13 protein-coding genes and 1 tRNA gene are annotated in these 16,292 nt (G+C 46.3%); 8 read left to right on the top strand and 6 right to left on the bottom strand.

Going from position 1 to position 16,292, the window contains the following annotated elements; translation table 11 throughout:
* The first annotated feature begins 40 nt into the window (after positions 1-40).
* Entirely contained in the window at positions 41-520 is a 480-nt protein-coding gene (locus AOC28_RS06025; RefSeq protein ID WP_072583059.1) for a disulfide bond formation protein B, read from the top strand.
* A 27-nt stretch (positions 521-547) separates the two neighbouring features.
* On the opposite strand, the gene AOC28_RS06020 is transcribed toward AOC28_RS06025, so the two are convergent.
* Positions 548-1,528 carry a tripartite tricarboxylate transporter substrate binding protein gene (locus tag AOC28_RS06020; RefSeq protein WP_072583058.1) on the bottom strand — a complete coding sequence of 327 codons (981 nt, stop codon included), beginning with the start codon at positions 1,526-1,528 and terminating at the stop codon, positions 548-550.
* A gap of 181 nt (positions 1,529-1,709) precedes the next feature.
* On the opposite strand from AOC28_RS06020, the gene cysK reads away from it, so the two are divergent.
* The gene (gene cysK, locus AOC28_RS06015) at positions 1,710-2,681 is read left to right on the top strand and encodes a cysteine synthase A (RefSeq protein WP_072583192.1); all 972 of its coding nucleotides are present in this window, start codon (positions 1,710-1,712) and stop codon (positions 2,679-2,681) included.
* Positions 2,682-2,747: 66 nt separating this feature from the next.
* Here cysK and lysS read toward each other — a convergent pair whose 3' ends face one another.
* The 4 genes from lysS to AOC28_RS05995 all read right to left on the bottom strand — a co-directional run bounded on the left by lysS (position 2,748) and on the right by AOC28_RS05995 (position 8,209).
* Positions 2,748-4,298: a lysine--tRNA ligase gene (gene lysS / locus AOC28_RS06010; RefSeq protein WP_072583057.1), complete on the bottom strand. Its 1,551-nt coding sequence runs from the start codon at positions 4,296-4,298 to the stop codon at positions 2,748-2,750.
* A 33-nt stretch (positions 4,299-4,331) separates the two neighbouring features.
* A protein-coding gene (gene prfB / locus AOC28_RS06005) for a peptide chain release factor 2 (protein WP_192846857.1) occupies positions 4,332-5,436 on the bottom strand; the annotation gives its coding sequence in 2 pieces (ribosomal slippage) (positions 4,332-5,363 and positions 5,365-5,436; 1,104 coding nt in all).
* 34 nt (positions 5,437-5,470) lie between these two features.
* Positions 5,471-7,231, bottom strand: a complete 1,761-nt coding sequence (gene recJ, locus AOC28_RS06000) for a single-stranded-DNA-specific exonuclease RecJ (RefSeq protein ID WP_072583055.1) — start codon at positions 7,229-7,231, stop codon at positions 5,471-5,473.
* An 18-nt stretch (positions 7,232-7,249) separates the two neighbouring features.
* The gene (locus tag AOC28_RS05995; protein ID WP_237767754.1) at positions 7,250-8,209 is read right to left on the bottom strand and encodes a hypothetical protein; all 960 of its coding nucleotides are present in this window, start codon (positions 8,207-8,209) and stop codon (positions 7,250-7,252) included.
* Positions 8,210-8,276: 67 nt separating this feature from the next.
* Here AOC28_RS05995 and AOC28_RS05990 point away from each other — a divergent pair, with 67 nt between their 5' ends.
* From AOC28_RS05990 to AOC28_RS05970, 5 genes are read left to right on the top strand one after another with little or no spacing between them, the layout of a single operon-like run.
* The gene (locus tag AOC28_RS05990; RefSeq protein WP_072583053.1) at positions 8,277-9,539 is read left to right on the top strand and encodes a lipoprotein-releasing ABC transporter permease subunit; all 1,263 of its coding nucleotides are present in this window, start codon (positions 8,277-8,279) and stop codon (positions 9,537-9,539) included.
* Positions 9,540-9,546: 7 nt separating this feature from the next.
* Positions 9,547-10,242, top strand: coding sequence for an ABC transporter ATP-binding protein (locus tag AOC28_RS05985; protein ID WP_072583052.1), 696 nt, complete (start codon positions 9,547-9,549; stop codon positions 10,240-10,242).
* Entirely contained in the window at positions 10,239-11,099 is an 861-nt protein-coding gene (locus AOC28_RS05980; protein ID WP_237767753.1) for a TatD family hydrolase, read from the top strand. Before AOC28_RS05985 ends, AOC28_RS05980 begins: the two co-directional genes overlap by 4 nt.
* Before the next feature lie 4 nt (positions 11,100-11,103).
* A complete protein-coding gene (locus tag AOC28_RS05975; protein ID WP_237767752.1) occupies positions 11,104-13,584 on the top strand; it encodes a DNA internalization-related competence protein ComEC/Rec2 in 2,481 nt (826 codons plus the stop codon).
* Positions 13,585-13,607: 23 nt separating this feature from the next.
* A complete protein-coding gene (locus AOC28_RS05970) occupies positions 13,608-13,979 on the top strand; it encodes a glycine zipper family protein (RefSeq protein ID WP_072583189.1) in 372 nt (123 codons plus the stop codon).
* A 99-nt stretch (positions 13,980-14,078) separates the two neighbouring features.
* Here the strand turns inward: AOC28_RS05970 and AOC28_RS05965 are convergent.
* Positions 14,079-14,155 (bottom strand) — tRNA-Met (locus AOC28_RS05965).
* 169 nt (positions 14,156-14,324) lie between these two features.
* On the opposite strand from AOC28_RS05965, the gene AOC28_RS05960 reads away from it, so the two are divergent.
* Positions 14,325-16,265, top strand: a complete 1,941-nt coding sequence (locus tag AOC28_RS05960) for a potassium transporter Kup (RefSeq protein ID WP_083564243.1) — start codon at positions 14,325-14,327, stop codon at positions 16,263-16,265.
* The last annotated feature ends 27 nt before the right edge of the window (positions 16,266-16,292 follow it).

Genomic DNA, 16,292 nt, shown 5'->3' with positions numbered 1-16,292 from the left:
GATTTAGGGTTCCTAAGGCTGATGCCGCTATGATTGGGTAATGACTAGAGCCCAATATCTATTTCTTTCCTTCCTAAGCTTAGGCTTGGTAGCTTTTGCGGTGATATTGCAGCAAGTGGGCTATCAAGGAGTTAGTTTCTTGCCATGCCCTTTGTGTATTTTGCAAAGAGTGGGGTACCTAGGCATAGCCATTGCCTGCTTTTTGGCGGCCGGCATTCCAATGCTCAAGAAGCTATTTCATGGTTTGGCGATCTTGGCTGCTGGATATGGGGCGGCAATAGCTGGCCACCATGTTTGGCTGTTATCTCACCCGGGCGAATCCTGTGGAATAGATCCCTTAGAGATTTGGATTAGCCAGTTTCAACTAGTTAACAGTTTGCCTTGGCTCTTTAAAGCAGATGGTTTGTGCTCAGCGCAACTTCCTGCGATTCTAGGATTGCAAGTACCCGAATGGTCCTTGCTTTGGTTTGGGGTGATCTTGTTGGTCTTGGTAATCACTTTCTTCAAAAAGACCAAGTAATAGAAGTGATTTCAATCGGCATTTAGTCTAATCAACTTTTGCGCCAGAATCTTTTACCAACTTTGCCCATTTAGGTGTGGAAGTAGCAAGATATTCGCCCAGAACCTTTGGAGAGCTGGCAACTACCTCAAAGCCATCTGCGATTAATTTCTTTTTAATTTCGGGATCATTTAGGCTGGCAACGATTTCTTTGTTCAGTAAACGAATGATTTCATTTGGCGTCCCAGCGGGCGCTAAAAATCCTTGCCAGGAGTTCAAGTCGTATCCAGCAACCCCAGCTTCTGCAATAGTAGGTATTGTTGGTGCACCCGTCGATCTCTTTACAGAACTTACACCCAAAGCAGTCAGTCTTCCGGACTGAATGTGTGGCAGAGCTGCTGCTAAGGTAACCATTAATGCATCAACATGTCCCGCTAATAAATCAGCTACTGCTGGAGCGCCGCCTTTATAGGGAATATTGTTAAATTTAATCTCTGCTTTTGATTCAAGTAGTGCGGCTGCGAGATGGCCTGGGCTGCCATTTCCTGCATTCGCCATACTGAGACCATTGGGATCTCTTCTAGCAACTTCAATAAACGTCTTCAAATTTTTCACTGGGAGCTTGGGCCCAACGACCAATACTTGCGGTGCAGTAATGGCAAGTGAAATGGGTGAAAATTGATCTAATTTATATGGGAGCGAAGGATAAAGAGCTGGATTAATCGCAAGACTATCCCATCCTACTAGCAAGGTATAACCATCGGGTGCTGCTTTGGCAACATAACCAAATGCAATATTGCTACCACCGCCGGGCATATTTTCAACCATGACGGTCTGATTTAGTCTGGTTGTCAATTCTTTTGCAACTGTGCGCGCGAGAATATCAAGGCTTCCACCGGGTGGTGCGGGAACAACCAATTTGACAGGTCTATTTGGCCAAGGCGCACTTGCTTTTGCAATGAGCGGGGTAGCTGAAATTACCGCTATGGATAGCAGTGATTTGAGAAGGCGTCGTCGTGAGCTGTGCATTAAGTATTTGGCTTTAATTGATTTGTAACGTAATTGATTCTAATTCTTAAAAATGGCAGAAAAGGGGGTATTAATAGTGTTTTTAGTAATTAGCTTATGTGCATAGCTTGTTTTACAAAAATAGGGTCATGCCATAAGATATATGGACATTTCAGCTGGTTTCCCTTTTTTAGGAATTTCTATGACTTACTTTACCGATAACTCCCAAACCATTGGCAAGACTCCCTTGGTACGTTTAAATCGCGTAACTGATGGCGCTAAAGCAACTGTGCTTGCCAAGATTGAAGGCCGCAATCCAGCCTATTCAGTGAAGTGTCGTATTGGTGTGGCCATGATTAATGATGCGCAAGAACAAGGCATCTTGGGGCCAGGTAAGGAATTAGTGGAGCCCACAAGTGGCAATACTGGCATTGCTTTGGCTTTCGTGGCAGCAGCCCGCGGCATCCCACTTACGCTAACCATGCCGGAGACCATGAGTATTGAGCGCCGCAAGTTGCTCACCGCTTTGGGTGCGAAGATTGTTTTGACCGAAGGTCCTAAGGGTATGAATGGCGCAGTTGCTAAGGCTAAGGAGATTGCTGAGTCAGACTCTAAGTATGTCTTGCTGCAACAATTTAGCAACCCATCGAATCCGGCGATTCATGAAAAGACTACCGGCCCAGAAATCTGGGAAGACACTGATGGCAAGATCGATGTATTTGTAGCGGGCGTTGGTACTGGCGGAACAATTACGGGTGTCGCTCGTTACATCAAGAACACCAAGAAAAAGAATATTGAGGTAGTCGCTGTTGAGCCAACTTCAAGTCCAGTCATCACACAAAAATTGAATGGTGAAGAAATTAAACCGGCACCGCATAAGATTCAGGGTATTGGCGCCGGATTTATTCCGGACAATCTGGATTTATCAGTGGTCGATAAAGTTGAGCAAGTGAGCAATGAAGAGGCGATTGAGTTCGCGCGCCGCATTGCTAAAGAAGAGGGTATTTTGGTGGGCATCTCCTGTGGCGCAGCAGCTGCAGTTGCCGTTCGTCTTGCCAAGAAGCCTGAATACGCGGGTAAAACGATCGTGGTGGTTCTTCCAGATACGGCCGAGCGTTACTTGAGCTCAGCTTTATTTGAAGGCGTATTTGATGAAAAAGGTTTGCCAGCGTAACGCAGCACTCTCTGCTCGGCAATAAAAAAGGCACCCTAGGGTGCCTTTTGTTTATTTCAAGAATGATTACTCTTCTTCACGACGTAAGTGCGGGAATAGAATCACATCACGAATATTGGGCGCATCAGTAAGTAACATCACTAAACGATCGATACCAATGCCGCAGCCACCTGTTGGAGGCATACCGTACTCGAGAGCGCGGATGAAGTCATGGTCAAAGTACATGGCTTCCTCATCGCCCGCTTCTTTTTGCTCTACTTGCTTGCGGAAGCGATTGGCTTGATCTTCTGCATCGTTGAGTTCAGAGAAGCCGTTGGCAATTTCACGACCGGTGATGAAGAGTTCGAAGCGCTCAGTAATGCCTGGGCGAGTATCAGACTCTCTAGCCAGTGGGCTGACTTCAATTGGGTAATCAATGATGTAAGTTGGCTCCCAAAGATGTTCTTCGGCCACTAATTCAAATAAGGCTAATTGAAGTGCGCCAATCCCGGCATTCTTGAGGGTTGGGGCATCTGGGTTCTCGCCGCCCTTTTTCAGCTCAGTGCGGATGAAGTTGATGTCATCCAATTGAGCGGCTTCATAGCTCTTACCTGACTGGCCACAGTACTTGAGGATAGCTTCCGCAATCGTTAGACGTTGAAATGGCTTGCTCAGATCAAGTTCACGACCTTGGTGAGTTAATACAGCCGTTCCTTGTGCATCCATTGCCGCCGCACGAATTAAACCTTCTGTGAAATCCATCAGCCAACGGTAGTCCGTATAGGCTGCATAGAACTCCATCATTGTGAATTCTGGATTGTGACGTGGGCTTACGCCTTCGTTACGGAAGTTGCGATTGATTTCAAAGACACGCTCAAAACCGCCGACCACTAAACGCTTGAGGTAAAGCTCTGGAGCAATACGCAAGAACATTTGCATGTCGAGTGCGTTGTGGTGAGTAATGAAGGGCTTCGCTGCTGCGCCACCAGGGATAGGGTGGAGCATTGGTGTCTCTACTTCCATGAAGTCGGCATCTAACATATGGCGACGTAATGAAGCGATTGCATTGCTACGTGCTTTGAATGTATTACGACTTTCTGGATTAACAATTAAATCTACATAGCGCTGACGGTATTTAGTCTCTAGGTCTGATAGGCCATGGAACTTATCAGGTAGTGGACGCAGTGATTTGCTGAGTAAGCGTAAGTTACTGCACTCAACAGACAGCTCGCCTTTATTGGTTTTAAAGAGATTGCCTTCAGCAGAGATGAAGTCACCCATATCCCAGTGCTTGAAGGCGCCATGAACGTCGGCACCACTGAGCTCATCATTGATGTAGAACTGAATCTGCCCACTGCGGTCTTGTATGGTGGCAAAGCTGGCTTTACCCATAACGCGTTTGAGAATCATACGGCCGGCTACTTTGACGTGGATCTTTTTCTCAGCCAACTCTTCTTTTGTAAGGCTGTCATAGTGAGCATGCAAATCAGCCGCTAAATGAGTAGGAACAAAGTCATTCGGAAATGCAACACCGCCAGCACGAAGCTTGGCCAGTTTTTCACGGCGCTCCGCAATGATGTGATTCTCATCAACTACTTCGGTAGCTGGGGCAGTATCTGAATGGGTTTTATCGTTCATATCTATCGTGGTGCAGTAATGGGAGGTTGATTTTTACACGCCTTGTTTTAGGCTGGCTTCAATAAAGGCATCGAGATCACCATCTAATACTTTTTGAGTATTGGAGATTTCGACATTAGTGCGTAAGTCTTTAATACGGCTTTGGTCTAGAACGTAGGAGCGGATTTGATGTCCCCAGCCCACATCAGTTTTGCTGGCCTCTAATTTGTCTTGTTCAGCACGACGCTTTTGCATCTCATGTTCATAGAGGCGAGACTTGAGCATGCTCATCGCTTCAGCACGGTTACGGTGCTGACTGCGGTCGTTCTGACACTGCACCACAATCCCTGTTGGAATATGGGTTAAACGGACAGCCGAGTCGGTTTTATTAATGTGCTGACCACCCGCACCAGAAGCGCGGTAGGTATCGGTACGAATATCTGCAGGATTAACGTCAATCTCAATGGAGTCGTCAATCTCTGGATACACATAGATAGAAGCAAAGGATGTGTGGCGACCATTTGAAGAGTCAAAAGGGGATTTACGCACCAAGCGATGGACACCTGTTTCTGAGCGGAGGTGGCCGTAAGCATATTCACCATCGACTTTGATGGTAGCGCTCTTAATACCTGCAACATCGCCATCAGACTCTTCAAGAATTTCAGTTTTGTAACCCTTGCGTTCGCAATACTTGAGATATTGGCGATAGAGCATGCTGGCCCAGTCACAGGCTTCAGTACCACCTGCACCAGCTTGAATATCGATAAAACAATTACATGAATCCATCTCATTATGAAACATGCGACGGAATTCTAGGTCACCAATAATCTTGCTGTAGCTCTCAACATCTTTCTCAATAGCGCCGATTGTTTCAAAATCGCTTTCTTCTTTGGCCATATCAAACAGCTCAAGAGCGCTAGTAATGTTGGTATTGAGATCGGTAAGCGTGGCAACTACGCCATCGAGCAATTTCTTCTCTTTGCCCAGCGCTTGTGCTTTTTTTTGATCATCCCAAATGGTGGGATCCTCCAGAATGGAGTTAACTTCGGTAAGGCGACGTGACTTTACTTCGAAGTCAAAGATACCCCCGAAGAGCTTGCTCACGAGTGAGCAGATCAGACAAGGTATTCGAAATAGTGTTTAGTTGTTCAGCTTCCATCCCCTGATTATAAGGGGGTTATTGCCCTGGACCCTTAGGTGCTGGCTGCCTCGTCATGGGCCTCAATCATGAGCTGGATGCGGGCCTGTCCCTGATAGCGGTCGGTAACTAGGCGGTAGGCTAATTTAGCTTTAGCCGGCAGGCTTTGCGTGCGGTTGAACCATACGGCGGTAATTGGTTTATCAGTTGCCTTGATTTCAGAGCTTCCAATGGGGCGAACCATCAGTCGTAAATGCTTTTCTTTCATGAGGCTTTGCTGGGTAATCTCAAATTCTCCATAGAAAACCGGCTGAGGGAAGCCCTGGCCCCAAATCTCTTCAGCGAGCAAGTCGCCGATTTCGGGGGTAAATTCAGAAAGCTCCAATGCGCCATCGTGGGCATGGCGGCGCTCTAGTAACTCATCCGTTAATAGGCTACTTGCTACCTCCTGAAAGCAGGTGTCAAACTTTTCAAAATCACTTTTTCGAATCGTTAGGCCTGCGGCCATCGCATGACCACCAAACTTCAAAATGAGTCCAGGTTCTCTTTTGGAAACCAGGTCTAAGGCATCTCTCAAGTGAAAGCCTGTCAGTGAACGACCAGAGCCACGTAATTCTTCACCGGTGCTGCCATCGGCAGGGGCAAACACAATCGCTGGGCGATTAAAGCGTTCCTTCAGTCGTGAAGCCACAATACCAACAACACCCTGGTGCCATTCTGCGTTCCATAAACAAATACTGGTGCGCTCAGCCATAGTGCCGTCAAGTTGATCTTCGGCAAGATGAGAGAGGGCAGTTTCTTGCATCCCCGTTTCAATCACTCGGCGTTCACGATTAATACGATCGAGTTCATGTGCAAGATTGAGGGCTTCATCTGCATTGTCAGTGAGGAGCAAGCGAATGCCTAAAGTCATATCCGCTAGACGCCCTGCGGCATTGAGTCTGGGGCCGATGGCAAAGCCTAAATCAAAGGTATTAGCTTTGCGTGGATCTCGAGCCGCCGCCTGAAATAGCGCCTGAATGCCTGGTTGAGATATCCCGGCACGGATACGTTTTAAGCCATTAGAAACTAATACTCGATTATTACGATCGAGTTGCGCTACGTCAGCAACTGTTCCCAAGGCAACAAGGTCGAGGAGGTTTTCTACTTTAGGTTGAGTTTCATTGGAGAATTTTCCACGCTTACGAAGTTCAGCGCGCAATGCCACCAGCATATAAAACATCACACCAACACCAGCAAGAGCTTTGCTTGGAAAGCTACAACCTGGTTGGTTGGGATTAACGATTGCTAGCGCCTTCGGCAAGTTATCTCCAGGAAGGTGATGGTCAGTCACAATCACTTCCATACCCAGTTCACGAGCACGATCAACGCCAGCCTCACTAGCAATGCCGTTATCGACAGTGATCAGGTATTTCGGTTTAGGCGTTTGCTGTGCTGCCAACTCAACAACCTCAGGCGTGAGGCCATATCCCATCGTAAAGCGGTTCGGAACTAGAAACTGAATTGGGGTATCAGGGCCGCCGAGCATGCGTAGGCCGCGCAGACCGACGGCACAAGCGGTTGCCCCGTCACAGTCATAGTCTGCGACGATGAGCATGGGCTCTTTTTTCTCAAGGATATCAGCGAGTAAAGAGGCGGTGCTGATGCAATTCTTCAATTCAACTGGCGAAAGCAGTTGCTTTAAATCGAGCGAGAGTTCTTCTGGAGATTGCAGACCTCGAGCAGCATAGAGTCTAGCCAGTAGTGGGTGTAAGCCACTCTGCGCTAACCATGTGGCAGTGCGCTCTGAGAAGGGGCGTTGTGAAAATAAGCTCATATGAAACTCATGCGTAACTCATGGCTGACTAATTTCCTTCCAAGTCAGTGGCTCTGCTTTTTTCCAGAAGGCCCAAGATTTTTTATTGAGATCTTTAGCGGTGAAAATACGCTCACGTACCTTTCCCATCGGAAAGTCGATGATGACAACCTCATCTAGTTGTTTGCCATGCAGTGCTGCACTTAACTGGGGCCATGCTGCTTGTGGTTGATCTAGCCAGGCGAAGGCACCAAGTAAATTATTCTCATCCAGGGCGATTTCGTGTGGAAGGCTTAATAGCTTGGATAGGCCAGCCAGAATGGGGTGTGAGCCGATGAGACGCTGAGATTGTTTTAATAATGCAGGCGCTTGAACGTCATTGAGCTTACCGATGCCGCTAATCCAGATTGAGTTGATGCTGGGCATACCACGTTGTCCGCGCTCTTCATTAACGGGGCCAATATGCCAAAGCATTTGGATTTCATTTTGAAGTTTGCGCCAACGTTTCGCGATACCTTCTTCTGTGGTATCTCGCGGCATCCACCAATCAATATTTCGGCCGTGAGCTTGATCCACGCTGTAACTTGCTAAGCTGGAAAATGGGCCGGCAGGAATAAACCAATAATGCTGGTTATAAAAAAGTATAGAGCTCTGAAAATCTTCCTCAATAAAAGGTAGCGCTACTTGCAAAAGCTTAGCTGACTCTTCGGGGGTCAGATCAATCTGATTTTGCCCCATCAAAATAAGATGATCTCGAGTGGCATGCAGATGAACGGGCTGTAAGCAGGTAATGACTTCGTTTGGATTGACGGCTTGAGCGGATTGCCCAAGAAGTAAGACTGGGGCGAGAGGGAGCAATTCGCCGAGCAAAAAGCGCTCATGAGGCAGTCCCTTATGGGGGCTATTTCTACTTTCGAGCTCATCTAGTGCATCTTCCCCTGAAAGCATCAGGGTGAAGCGGCGTAGCGGGGCCTTAGGGGGGGTGGAATTTGCGGTCATTCCCCTGATTTTAGGTGGCATTTAAGTATTCCATCAGTTTGTCTGCGCGATTCACTAAACTGTGGCTATGTTAAGACTTCCTATTGAGCTAGAAATTGGCCTGCGCTACACCCGATCCAAGCGTCGTAAGACGGTGGGGAAGCGCGATGGTTTCCTATCCTTTATCTCCGGGATTTCTACTGCTGGTATCGCCTTAGGGGTTGCCGCGCTGATTGTGGTTCTTTCGGTGATGAACGGTTTCCAAAAGGAAGTGCGTGATCGTATGTTGTCGGTGCTATCTCATGTGGAGATTACCGCTCCTGATGGACTGGCAAACTGGGAGCCACTGGCGCTGAAGGTTGCAGCTCAACCACACGTTATTGGTGTGGCACCCATGGTGAGTTCTCAAGGTTTATTGACTCGCGAAGGGGTAATGCGTGGCGTTGCTATTCGTGGCATCTTGCCTAGCGAAGAAGGTAAGGTTTCGGATTTACCAAAACAATTTGTTAACGGCAATATTGATGATCTAAAGCCCGGTAGTTTTGGTGTCGCTTTAGGCGCACAACTTGCGGCCATTGTTGGTGCACATGTCGGCGATCGTATTAATTTAATTGTTCCAGAAAGTGATTTAACTCCAGCAGGTGCTATGCCGCGGATGCGCACTTTGCAGGTAGTCGGCATTGTTGACAGCGGCCATTATGAATACGACAGCTCTCTAGCTATCATGCATTGGAAGGACGCTGCTGCCCTGTTGCGCCTACATGATCCGTCAGGCCTGCGCGTCAAGGTAGATGATATGCAACGGGCCCCAGAAGTCGCTAATGAGTTAGCGGCGATTGTTCCTCAGGCGCTTTGGGTCACTGACTGGTCAAGATCAAACCGCAATTGGTTTGCAGCAGTTCAGACTGAAAGAAAGATGATGTTCATCATTCTGACTTTAATTATTGCCGTAGCCGCATTTAATTTGGTATCTACTCTGGTGATGACGGTTAATGAGAAACAGGCCGATATTGCTATTCTGAGAACTATGGGTGCAAGCCCTGGACTCATTCAAAGAATATTTTTAATTCAGGGATTGGCGATTGGTCTTTTGGGTTCCTTGGTTGGTGTTGCATTGGGTCTATTGATTGCGCTGAACATTGATGTCATCGTGCCGGTCATTGAAGCCATTTTCCGTGTGCAGTTTTTGCCGCGTGAGGTGTATTTCATTAGCGAATTGCCTTCTGATGTTAGGACTAGCGATGTACTGACTGTGGGATTAATGGCATTTGGTCTTTCTGTATTAGCGACGCTTTACCCAAGTCGTCGTGCTGCCAAGGTCCAACCTGCGGAGGCCCTGCGTTATGAGTAATTCAGCTATGAGTGATGTCAATAACTTAGTGCTGAAGGCCAGAGGCTTAGCCAAGACCTATGGTCAAGGACCCACTGGCGTAGAGGTATTAAAAGAGATTGATTTGGATATTTCTCCATCGGAGAAGGTGGCTATCGTCGGCTCTTCAGGTTCTGGCAAAAGCACCTTACTTCATTTATTGGGTGGTTTAGATACTCCAAGTGCTGGCTCCGTCATTTTGGCTGGTTCTAACTTGAATAACTTATCGGTGAAGAAGTTAGATCAACTACGTAACCATAATCTTGGGTTTATTTATCAATTCCATCATCTCTTAGATGAATTTAGTGCTGCAGAGAATGTGGCTTTGCCTTTGCGTATTCGTGGCCTTAGTAATGATGAGTCAATGGAGCGCGCTAGCAAGATGCTTAAGGCGGTTGGCTTAGCTGCACGTGAACTCCATACTCCAGGTGAATTATCTGGAGGAGAGCGTCAGCGTGTGGCAGTAGCTCGTGCCTTGGTTGGTAATCCCGCTTGCGTTCTGGCAGATGAGCCAACCGGCAATCTGGATACCGAGACTGCAGATGGCGTATTTGATTTGATGTTGGACATCGCTCGAGATCAGGGTACAGCCTTTGTGATCGTGACGCATGACCCGGTGCGAGCTAAGCGTTGTGATCGGACCTTGCATTTAGAGCGTGGAGTATTAAAACCATTTTCTGTGTGAGTGGGCATCCCATGTGGATTGATACCCATTGCCATCTAGATGCCCCTGAGTTTGCAACTTCATTGCCGACAATTATTCAGGCGGCTGCTGAAAAAAACGTTAAAGCAATACTATTGCCTGCTGTGAAGATGGCTGACTGTGCTCATATTAGAGAGTTAGCCCATCAATATAGTCAAGAAATCCCGGGTTTGGTTTATACCTTGGGAATACATCCGCTATATACCAATCAAGCCCAAGAGGGCGATATCGAAACACTTGAGAAAAGAATTGTTGAATCTATATCTGATCCTCGCTTTGTGGGTGTTGGTGAGATTGGCTTAGATTATTTCATTGAGGATTTAGATCCCCATAAGCAGGAGTTCTTTTTCAATGCGCAATTAGATTTGGCTCAGAAATATCAATTGCCTGTAATCTTGCATGTACGTCGTTCTCAGGATGCAATCTTAAAAGCCTTGCGTCGTCGAAGTATCCCCAGTGGAATTGCGCATGCTTTTAATGGCAGCTTTCAGCAGGCCGAGCAATTTATTGAGCTCGGATTTAAATTGGGATTTGGCGGTGCAGCGACTTATGAGCGCGCTTTGCAAATCCGTAGACTTTTAAAAGAATTGCCGCTTGACAGTATGGTGACTGAAACAGATTCTCCCGACATCCCACCAGCATGGCTCAGAGGGGAGGGTATTGCTTTTAATGAGCCTGCTTTTCTACCGCGGATTGCAAAAGAACTTGCCTTAGTTAGGGGTGTCAGTGATGCTGAATTTGCTTCGGCGATATGGGGTAATGCAATGCAAGTGTTGCCACGCTGGTCTGCCCTCTGCGCAGGTATTCCTCAGCTCTTAAGTCTCAACTTAGCCTCTTAATTTCTTGCGATTAGCTATTACGGCATTCATTGCCGGGGGGTTACTCCTTTTATTTTTGCCGCAATTGCCAGAATATTGGCTCATTTCCTGCATTACTTTTGGCGCAGTTTGTTTGCTGACAATCCTGCTTTCTAATCCAGAATCTCTTCTAAAGAAATTTGCACTGATTAGTTTGCTAGTTGTAGTAGGTTTTGCATGGAATGCTTTGTATGCTGAAAATCGCTTAAAGAATATTCTTGCAACAGAGTTGGAGGGTAAGGAGTTAACGCTCAAGGGAAGAGTTGCAGCATTGCCGCAAAGTAATTCATCGGGCGCCAAGTTTGCCTTTGAGGTTGACGAGGCCTTCTCTGGAAAAGAAGCCCTGAATTACTTTCCAGAGAAAATCTATTTGAGTTGGCAGCCTGCTTGGAGAAATCCTCAAGCGATTCCAGAGGTAATTCCTGGACAGCGCTGGAAGATCAGGGCAAAGCTAAAGCGACCTTATGGTTCCTTAAATCCACATACCTTTGATTTTGAGCGTTGGTCTTTTCATCAAGACTTTCGAGCTAGCGGATCTGTAAGGTCTGGCGAGTTATTGCTGGATAAAGATATCGCTTGGACAGAGTTTGAGTTACGCATGGAGCTTGCTAGATGGCATCTGCGAAAAAAGATTCAGTCTATGCTGCCGGATGATGCGAGGTATGTAGGTGTTTTGATTGCTTTGGTAATGGGGGATCAGAACGCCATCGATCAAGATGACTGGCAAGTATTTAATGCAACGGGTATTGGGCATCTCATCTCTATATCTGGACTCCATGTAACTATGTTGGCAGGAGTTGGCGCTTCATTTGCTGCATTTATATGGCGTCGACGCACATGGCCACTGATTTCTCCGGTCAGTAAGGTAGCGGCTGTAGCGGGATTTGTAACTGCGTTTATCTATGCCTGGTTGGCGGGCTTTCAGATTCCAGCGCAAAGAACGATGTATATGGTTGGGGTAGTGGCATTCGCTTTATGGACCGGCCGAAATCCACGTTCCTTTGATATCTGGTGGTGGGCTCTGGCATTCGTGTTGCTCATCGATCCTATGGCTCCCTACACGCCAGGCTTTTGGTTATCTTTCGGTGCTGTAGCTGCCATTCTGTATGCCATGGGGGATTCTTCTGGTCTATTGGGCATTCCCACGGGAAAAGAATTCGAAACGCATTGGATGCATCGTATGGGGCAAGCCCTTCGTGAGGCGTGCCGTGTCCAGGCTGTTGTCACACTGGCGCTGCTGCCATTGACTTTGTATTGGTTTTACCAAGTTTCAATTGTTTCACCACTGGCTAATGCATTTGCTATTCCGCTGGTCAGTTATATCGTGACTCCGCTGGCAATTGCCGGTGCCTTACTCCCAGAATTTATCGGCCGCTGGCTCTTATTGCCGGCGCATGCATCCATGGAATATCTTGCAGTCATCCTGGAATGGATGGCGAGTTGGAGTTGGTCTGTGGCTTGGTCAAAACAGCCTGAGTGGTGGATGCTGGTGATAGCTGGATGTGGAATTGTGTATGCAATTCGACCTGGTCCGATTGGTGAAACATGGAGAGGTCGATTGCTTGGCATCCTTTTATCTATCCCCTTATTTTTTTGGCCAAGCCAATTATTTGGAGATGTACATCTCGCTCAAGGAGAGTTTAGGGCGAGTGTTTTTGATATTGGTCAGGGCACTGCAGTTCTCATCGAAACCGCTAATAGAAAATTGCTATACGACACAGGGCCTATTCAAGGCAAGAAAGATGATGCAGGTCAGAGAATAATTCTTCCCTATTTGCGTGGCCAGGGGATCTATCACATTGATCGTATGGTCATTAGTCATAGCGATAGTGATCATATTGGTGGGGCTGCAACACTTCTGAAGAGTATTCAATTTGACTTGATGATGGGATCTTTGCCTAGCGCTAATCCATTACTTCAAAATTTACATAAAAGAAAGATTCCGGCCATTTCCTGTCGCTTTGGTCAGCGTTGGAAATGGGATGGTGTCGAATTTGTAATTTGGCATCCTCATGAAGAGATAGTATTTGCTGATCAATATCCTGGGAAGCCCAATGAAATGAGTTGCGTGCTTGAGGTACGCAATCAACAAAGTTCGCTTTGGTTAACGGGTGATGTTGAAAAGCAAGGTGAAGCAGAAGTTACTGAGCGCTTAGATGAGAAAATGTTGTATGAAATCGGCGACAGGGAATTGATTTTTATGGCACCACATCATGGCAGCAAAACTTCCTCTTCCTTGGCGCTTCTAAAAAGATTGGAACCTCATCAGGCTTTTGCACAGAATGGCTATCGCAATCGCTATGGGCATCCACATCCAGATATCACGGCACGCTATCAGAATTTAGGGATTCCTTTTCATCAAACGCCGAAAACAGGTGCCCAGGCTTGGCTATTTAAAAATAATTCAAAATCTTCGACACAGTTTTTGCGACATGATATAAAACGGATATGGCATCGATCGATGTGAAATTGAATAAAAGGATTCTGCAGATGAATAAGTTACTTGGCCTATGTTCTCTGGTGGTTGCTGTGACGGTTGGGTGTGCCGGTGCGAATGTTCGCCCCCTAGTGGATATGAAGGGCGTCAATGAGGCTGCATATGAGAGCGATTTAAAAGACTGTCAAAACTATGCTCAACAGCAATCAGGTATGGGTGAGACTGCGGCCAAAGGCGCTGGCGCTGGCGCTGTAGTTGGTGGCTTATTAGGACTTGTGACAGGCGGCAATAAAACGGGCATCGTACAGGCTGCTGGAGCTGGCGCGGTGATTGGTGGTGCAGGCGGTGCATTTACTGGTAATCAGGCTCAAGAGGCTGTTGTGAAGAGATGTTTGAGTGGTCGCGGGTACAAGGTTTTGAACTAAAGCCACCCTGAAATAGCTAAAAAGCCCGAGAAATTGGGCTTTTTTAATGCCCAGAAAAGCAAAAAGCCCTTAAAAATTAAGGGCTTAGTACGTAATTCTTGGTTGCGGGGGCAGGATTTGAACCTACGACCTTCGGGTTATGAGCCCGACGAGCTGCCAGACTGCTCCACCCCGCGTCTGAAGCTGAAATTCTACCATTTTTTGGGGGCCTCTGTCGAGGTATTCCTGTAAATAACGCATAAATGAGCAGTTTTATTAAGGAAAGTCTGGATTTGATGGGTATCGTTAAGGAGTAACATATCGCCACGCATTAAGTTGAACATTTGGCCTATAAAAGGATGATTCATGTCAGTTAGCAATCCCGAATTTTCGCACTCAGAGATATTGCGTCCGGTTGAAATCCAGGGTCAAGATCATCATCAAAAGGGTGGCCTAGCGACATTAGCGCTGGGCGCAATTGGTATTGTCTTTGGCGATATTGGCACTAGTCCACTTTATGCTTTAAAGGTTTGCTTTGATCCGCAAAATGGCATTCCGATGACCACTGAATCTATATTTGGCGTCATTTCTATGATTTTTTGGTCATTCATTTTGGTGGTATCGCTCAAGTATCTATTGTTTGTCATGCGAGCAAATAACCATGGTGAAGGCGGCATTCTGTCTTTGATGGCTCTTGCTTTGCGCACTGCTAAAACGAAATCTAAGCGTTCCATCGTTATTATGGTTGTGGGGGTTTTGGGTGCCTGTTTGTTTTATGGCGATGCTGTTATTACTCCTGCTATTTCAGTGCTCTCTGCCATCGAGGGCACTACAGTTGTGTCTGATAGCTTTATCCCGTACGTTATTCCAATTACGATTGGAATTTTGTTGTGCTTATTTTTGTTTGAGAAAAAAGGTACTTCAGTAGTTGGTGCACTCTTTGGACCTGTTATGTTGGTGTGGTTTGGATCTTTAGCTTTAATGGGCTTCAACCAAATTCAAGATGCACCGCAAATTATTGGCGCCTTGAATCCTATTCACGCCCTTCAATTTATGACTCAGGATGCGGGCATCGCATTTGCAGTGACAGGCTCCATCTTTTTGGTTCTTACTGGTGCCGAAGCTTTGTATGCAGATATGGGGCATTTTGGAATACGTCCGATTAAATACGCCTGGTTTTTATTGGTAATGCCTTGTTTATTGATTAATTATTTTGGGCAAGGAGCAATGCTCCTGGCTCATCCAGAAACGGTCTCAAACCCCTTCTTTTTGATGGTGCCTGAATCATATACATTTGCTTTAGTGGTATTGGCTACCCTGGCAACGGTAATCGCTTCTCAGGCTTGTATCTCCGGTGCTTACTCAATGACTAGCGAAGCTATTTTGCTCGGCTTTTTGCCCCGCATGAAAATCGCATTTACTTCGGCCAAGGAGAAAGGGCAGATCTATGTTCCTTTTATCAATTGGGTGCTTTGCTTTGTTGTGATTGGAATTGTTTTAGCTTTCAAGAAGTCTGAAAACTTAGCTAATGCATACGGTGTTGCTGTTTCAACCACAATGCTCTTAACAACTTTGTTGGCTGCAGTGGTGATGAGGGCTTTATGGAAGTGGAATTCTATTCTTGTAGCCATCATCATTAGCTGCTTCTTAGTTATTGATGTCGGCTTCTTCACCGCAAACCTGGTCAAGTTATTTGAAGGTGGTTGGTTCCCAGTAGTGATTGCTTCGATTTGCTTCTTGCTAATGATGACTTGGTACCAAGGTCGTCAAATTGTTCGCGAACGTGTTTTGAATGACGGAATTCGGCTAGATACTTTTATCACTTCTTTATTGCTAAACCCACCGCACAGAGTAGAAGGTACTGCTATCTTTCTCACTGCGCATGTAGATTACTTGCCTGTTTCTTTTTTGCATAACCTTAAACATAACCATATACTTCATGATCGTGTCTTTTTCTTAAAGTGCAGTATCTGGGATGTGCCCTATGTAAGTGATGACCAAAGACTTACTTTAAAAGAGCTTGGCCCCAATATTTATGTAGTGCGTGCAGTTTATGGATTCAAAGAGACTCCTGATACCAATCAAATTTTGGCTTTGCTTGAGAGTCAGTTTGATCTGAAATTTGATTTAATGAACACCTCATTCTTTCTCTCAAGGGATACTATTGTTCCCACTACATTGCCAGGTATGGCAATCTGGCGTGAACGTCTATTTGCTTGGATGTATCAAAATGCTGGACGTCAGTCAGACTTCTTTAAGATTCCTGCAAATCGCTTGGTTGAGTTGGGTGCAAAGGTCGAGATTTGAGAAAGAGTCTTTTGCTCCAATCAAAAT

Source organism: Polynucleobacter sp. MWH-Adler-W8, assembly GCF_001889925.1.
GTDB lineage: Bacteria > Pseudomonadota > Gammaproteobacteria > Burkholderiales > Burkholderiaceae > Polynucleobacter.
This window is presented reverse-complemented; position numbering and strand designations above follow the sequence as displayed.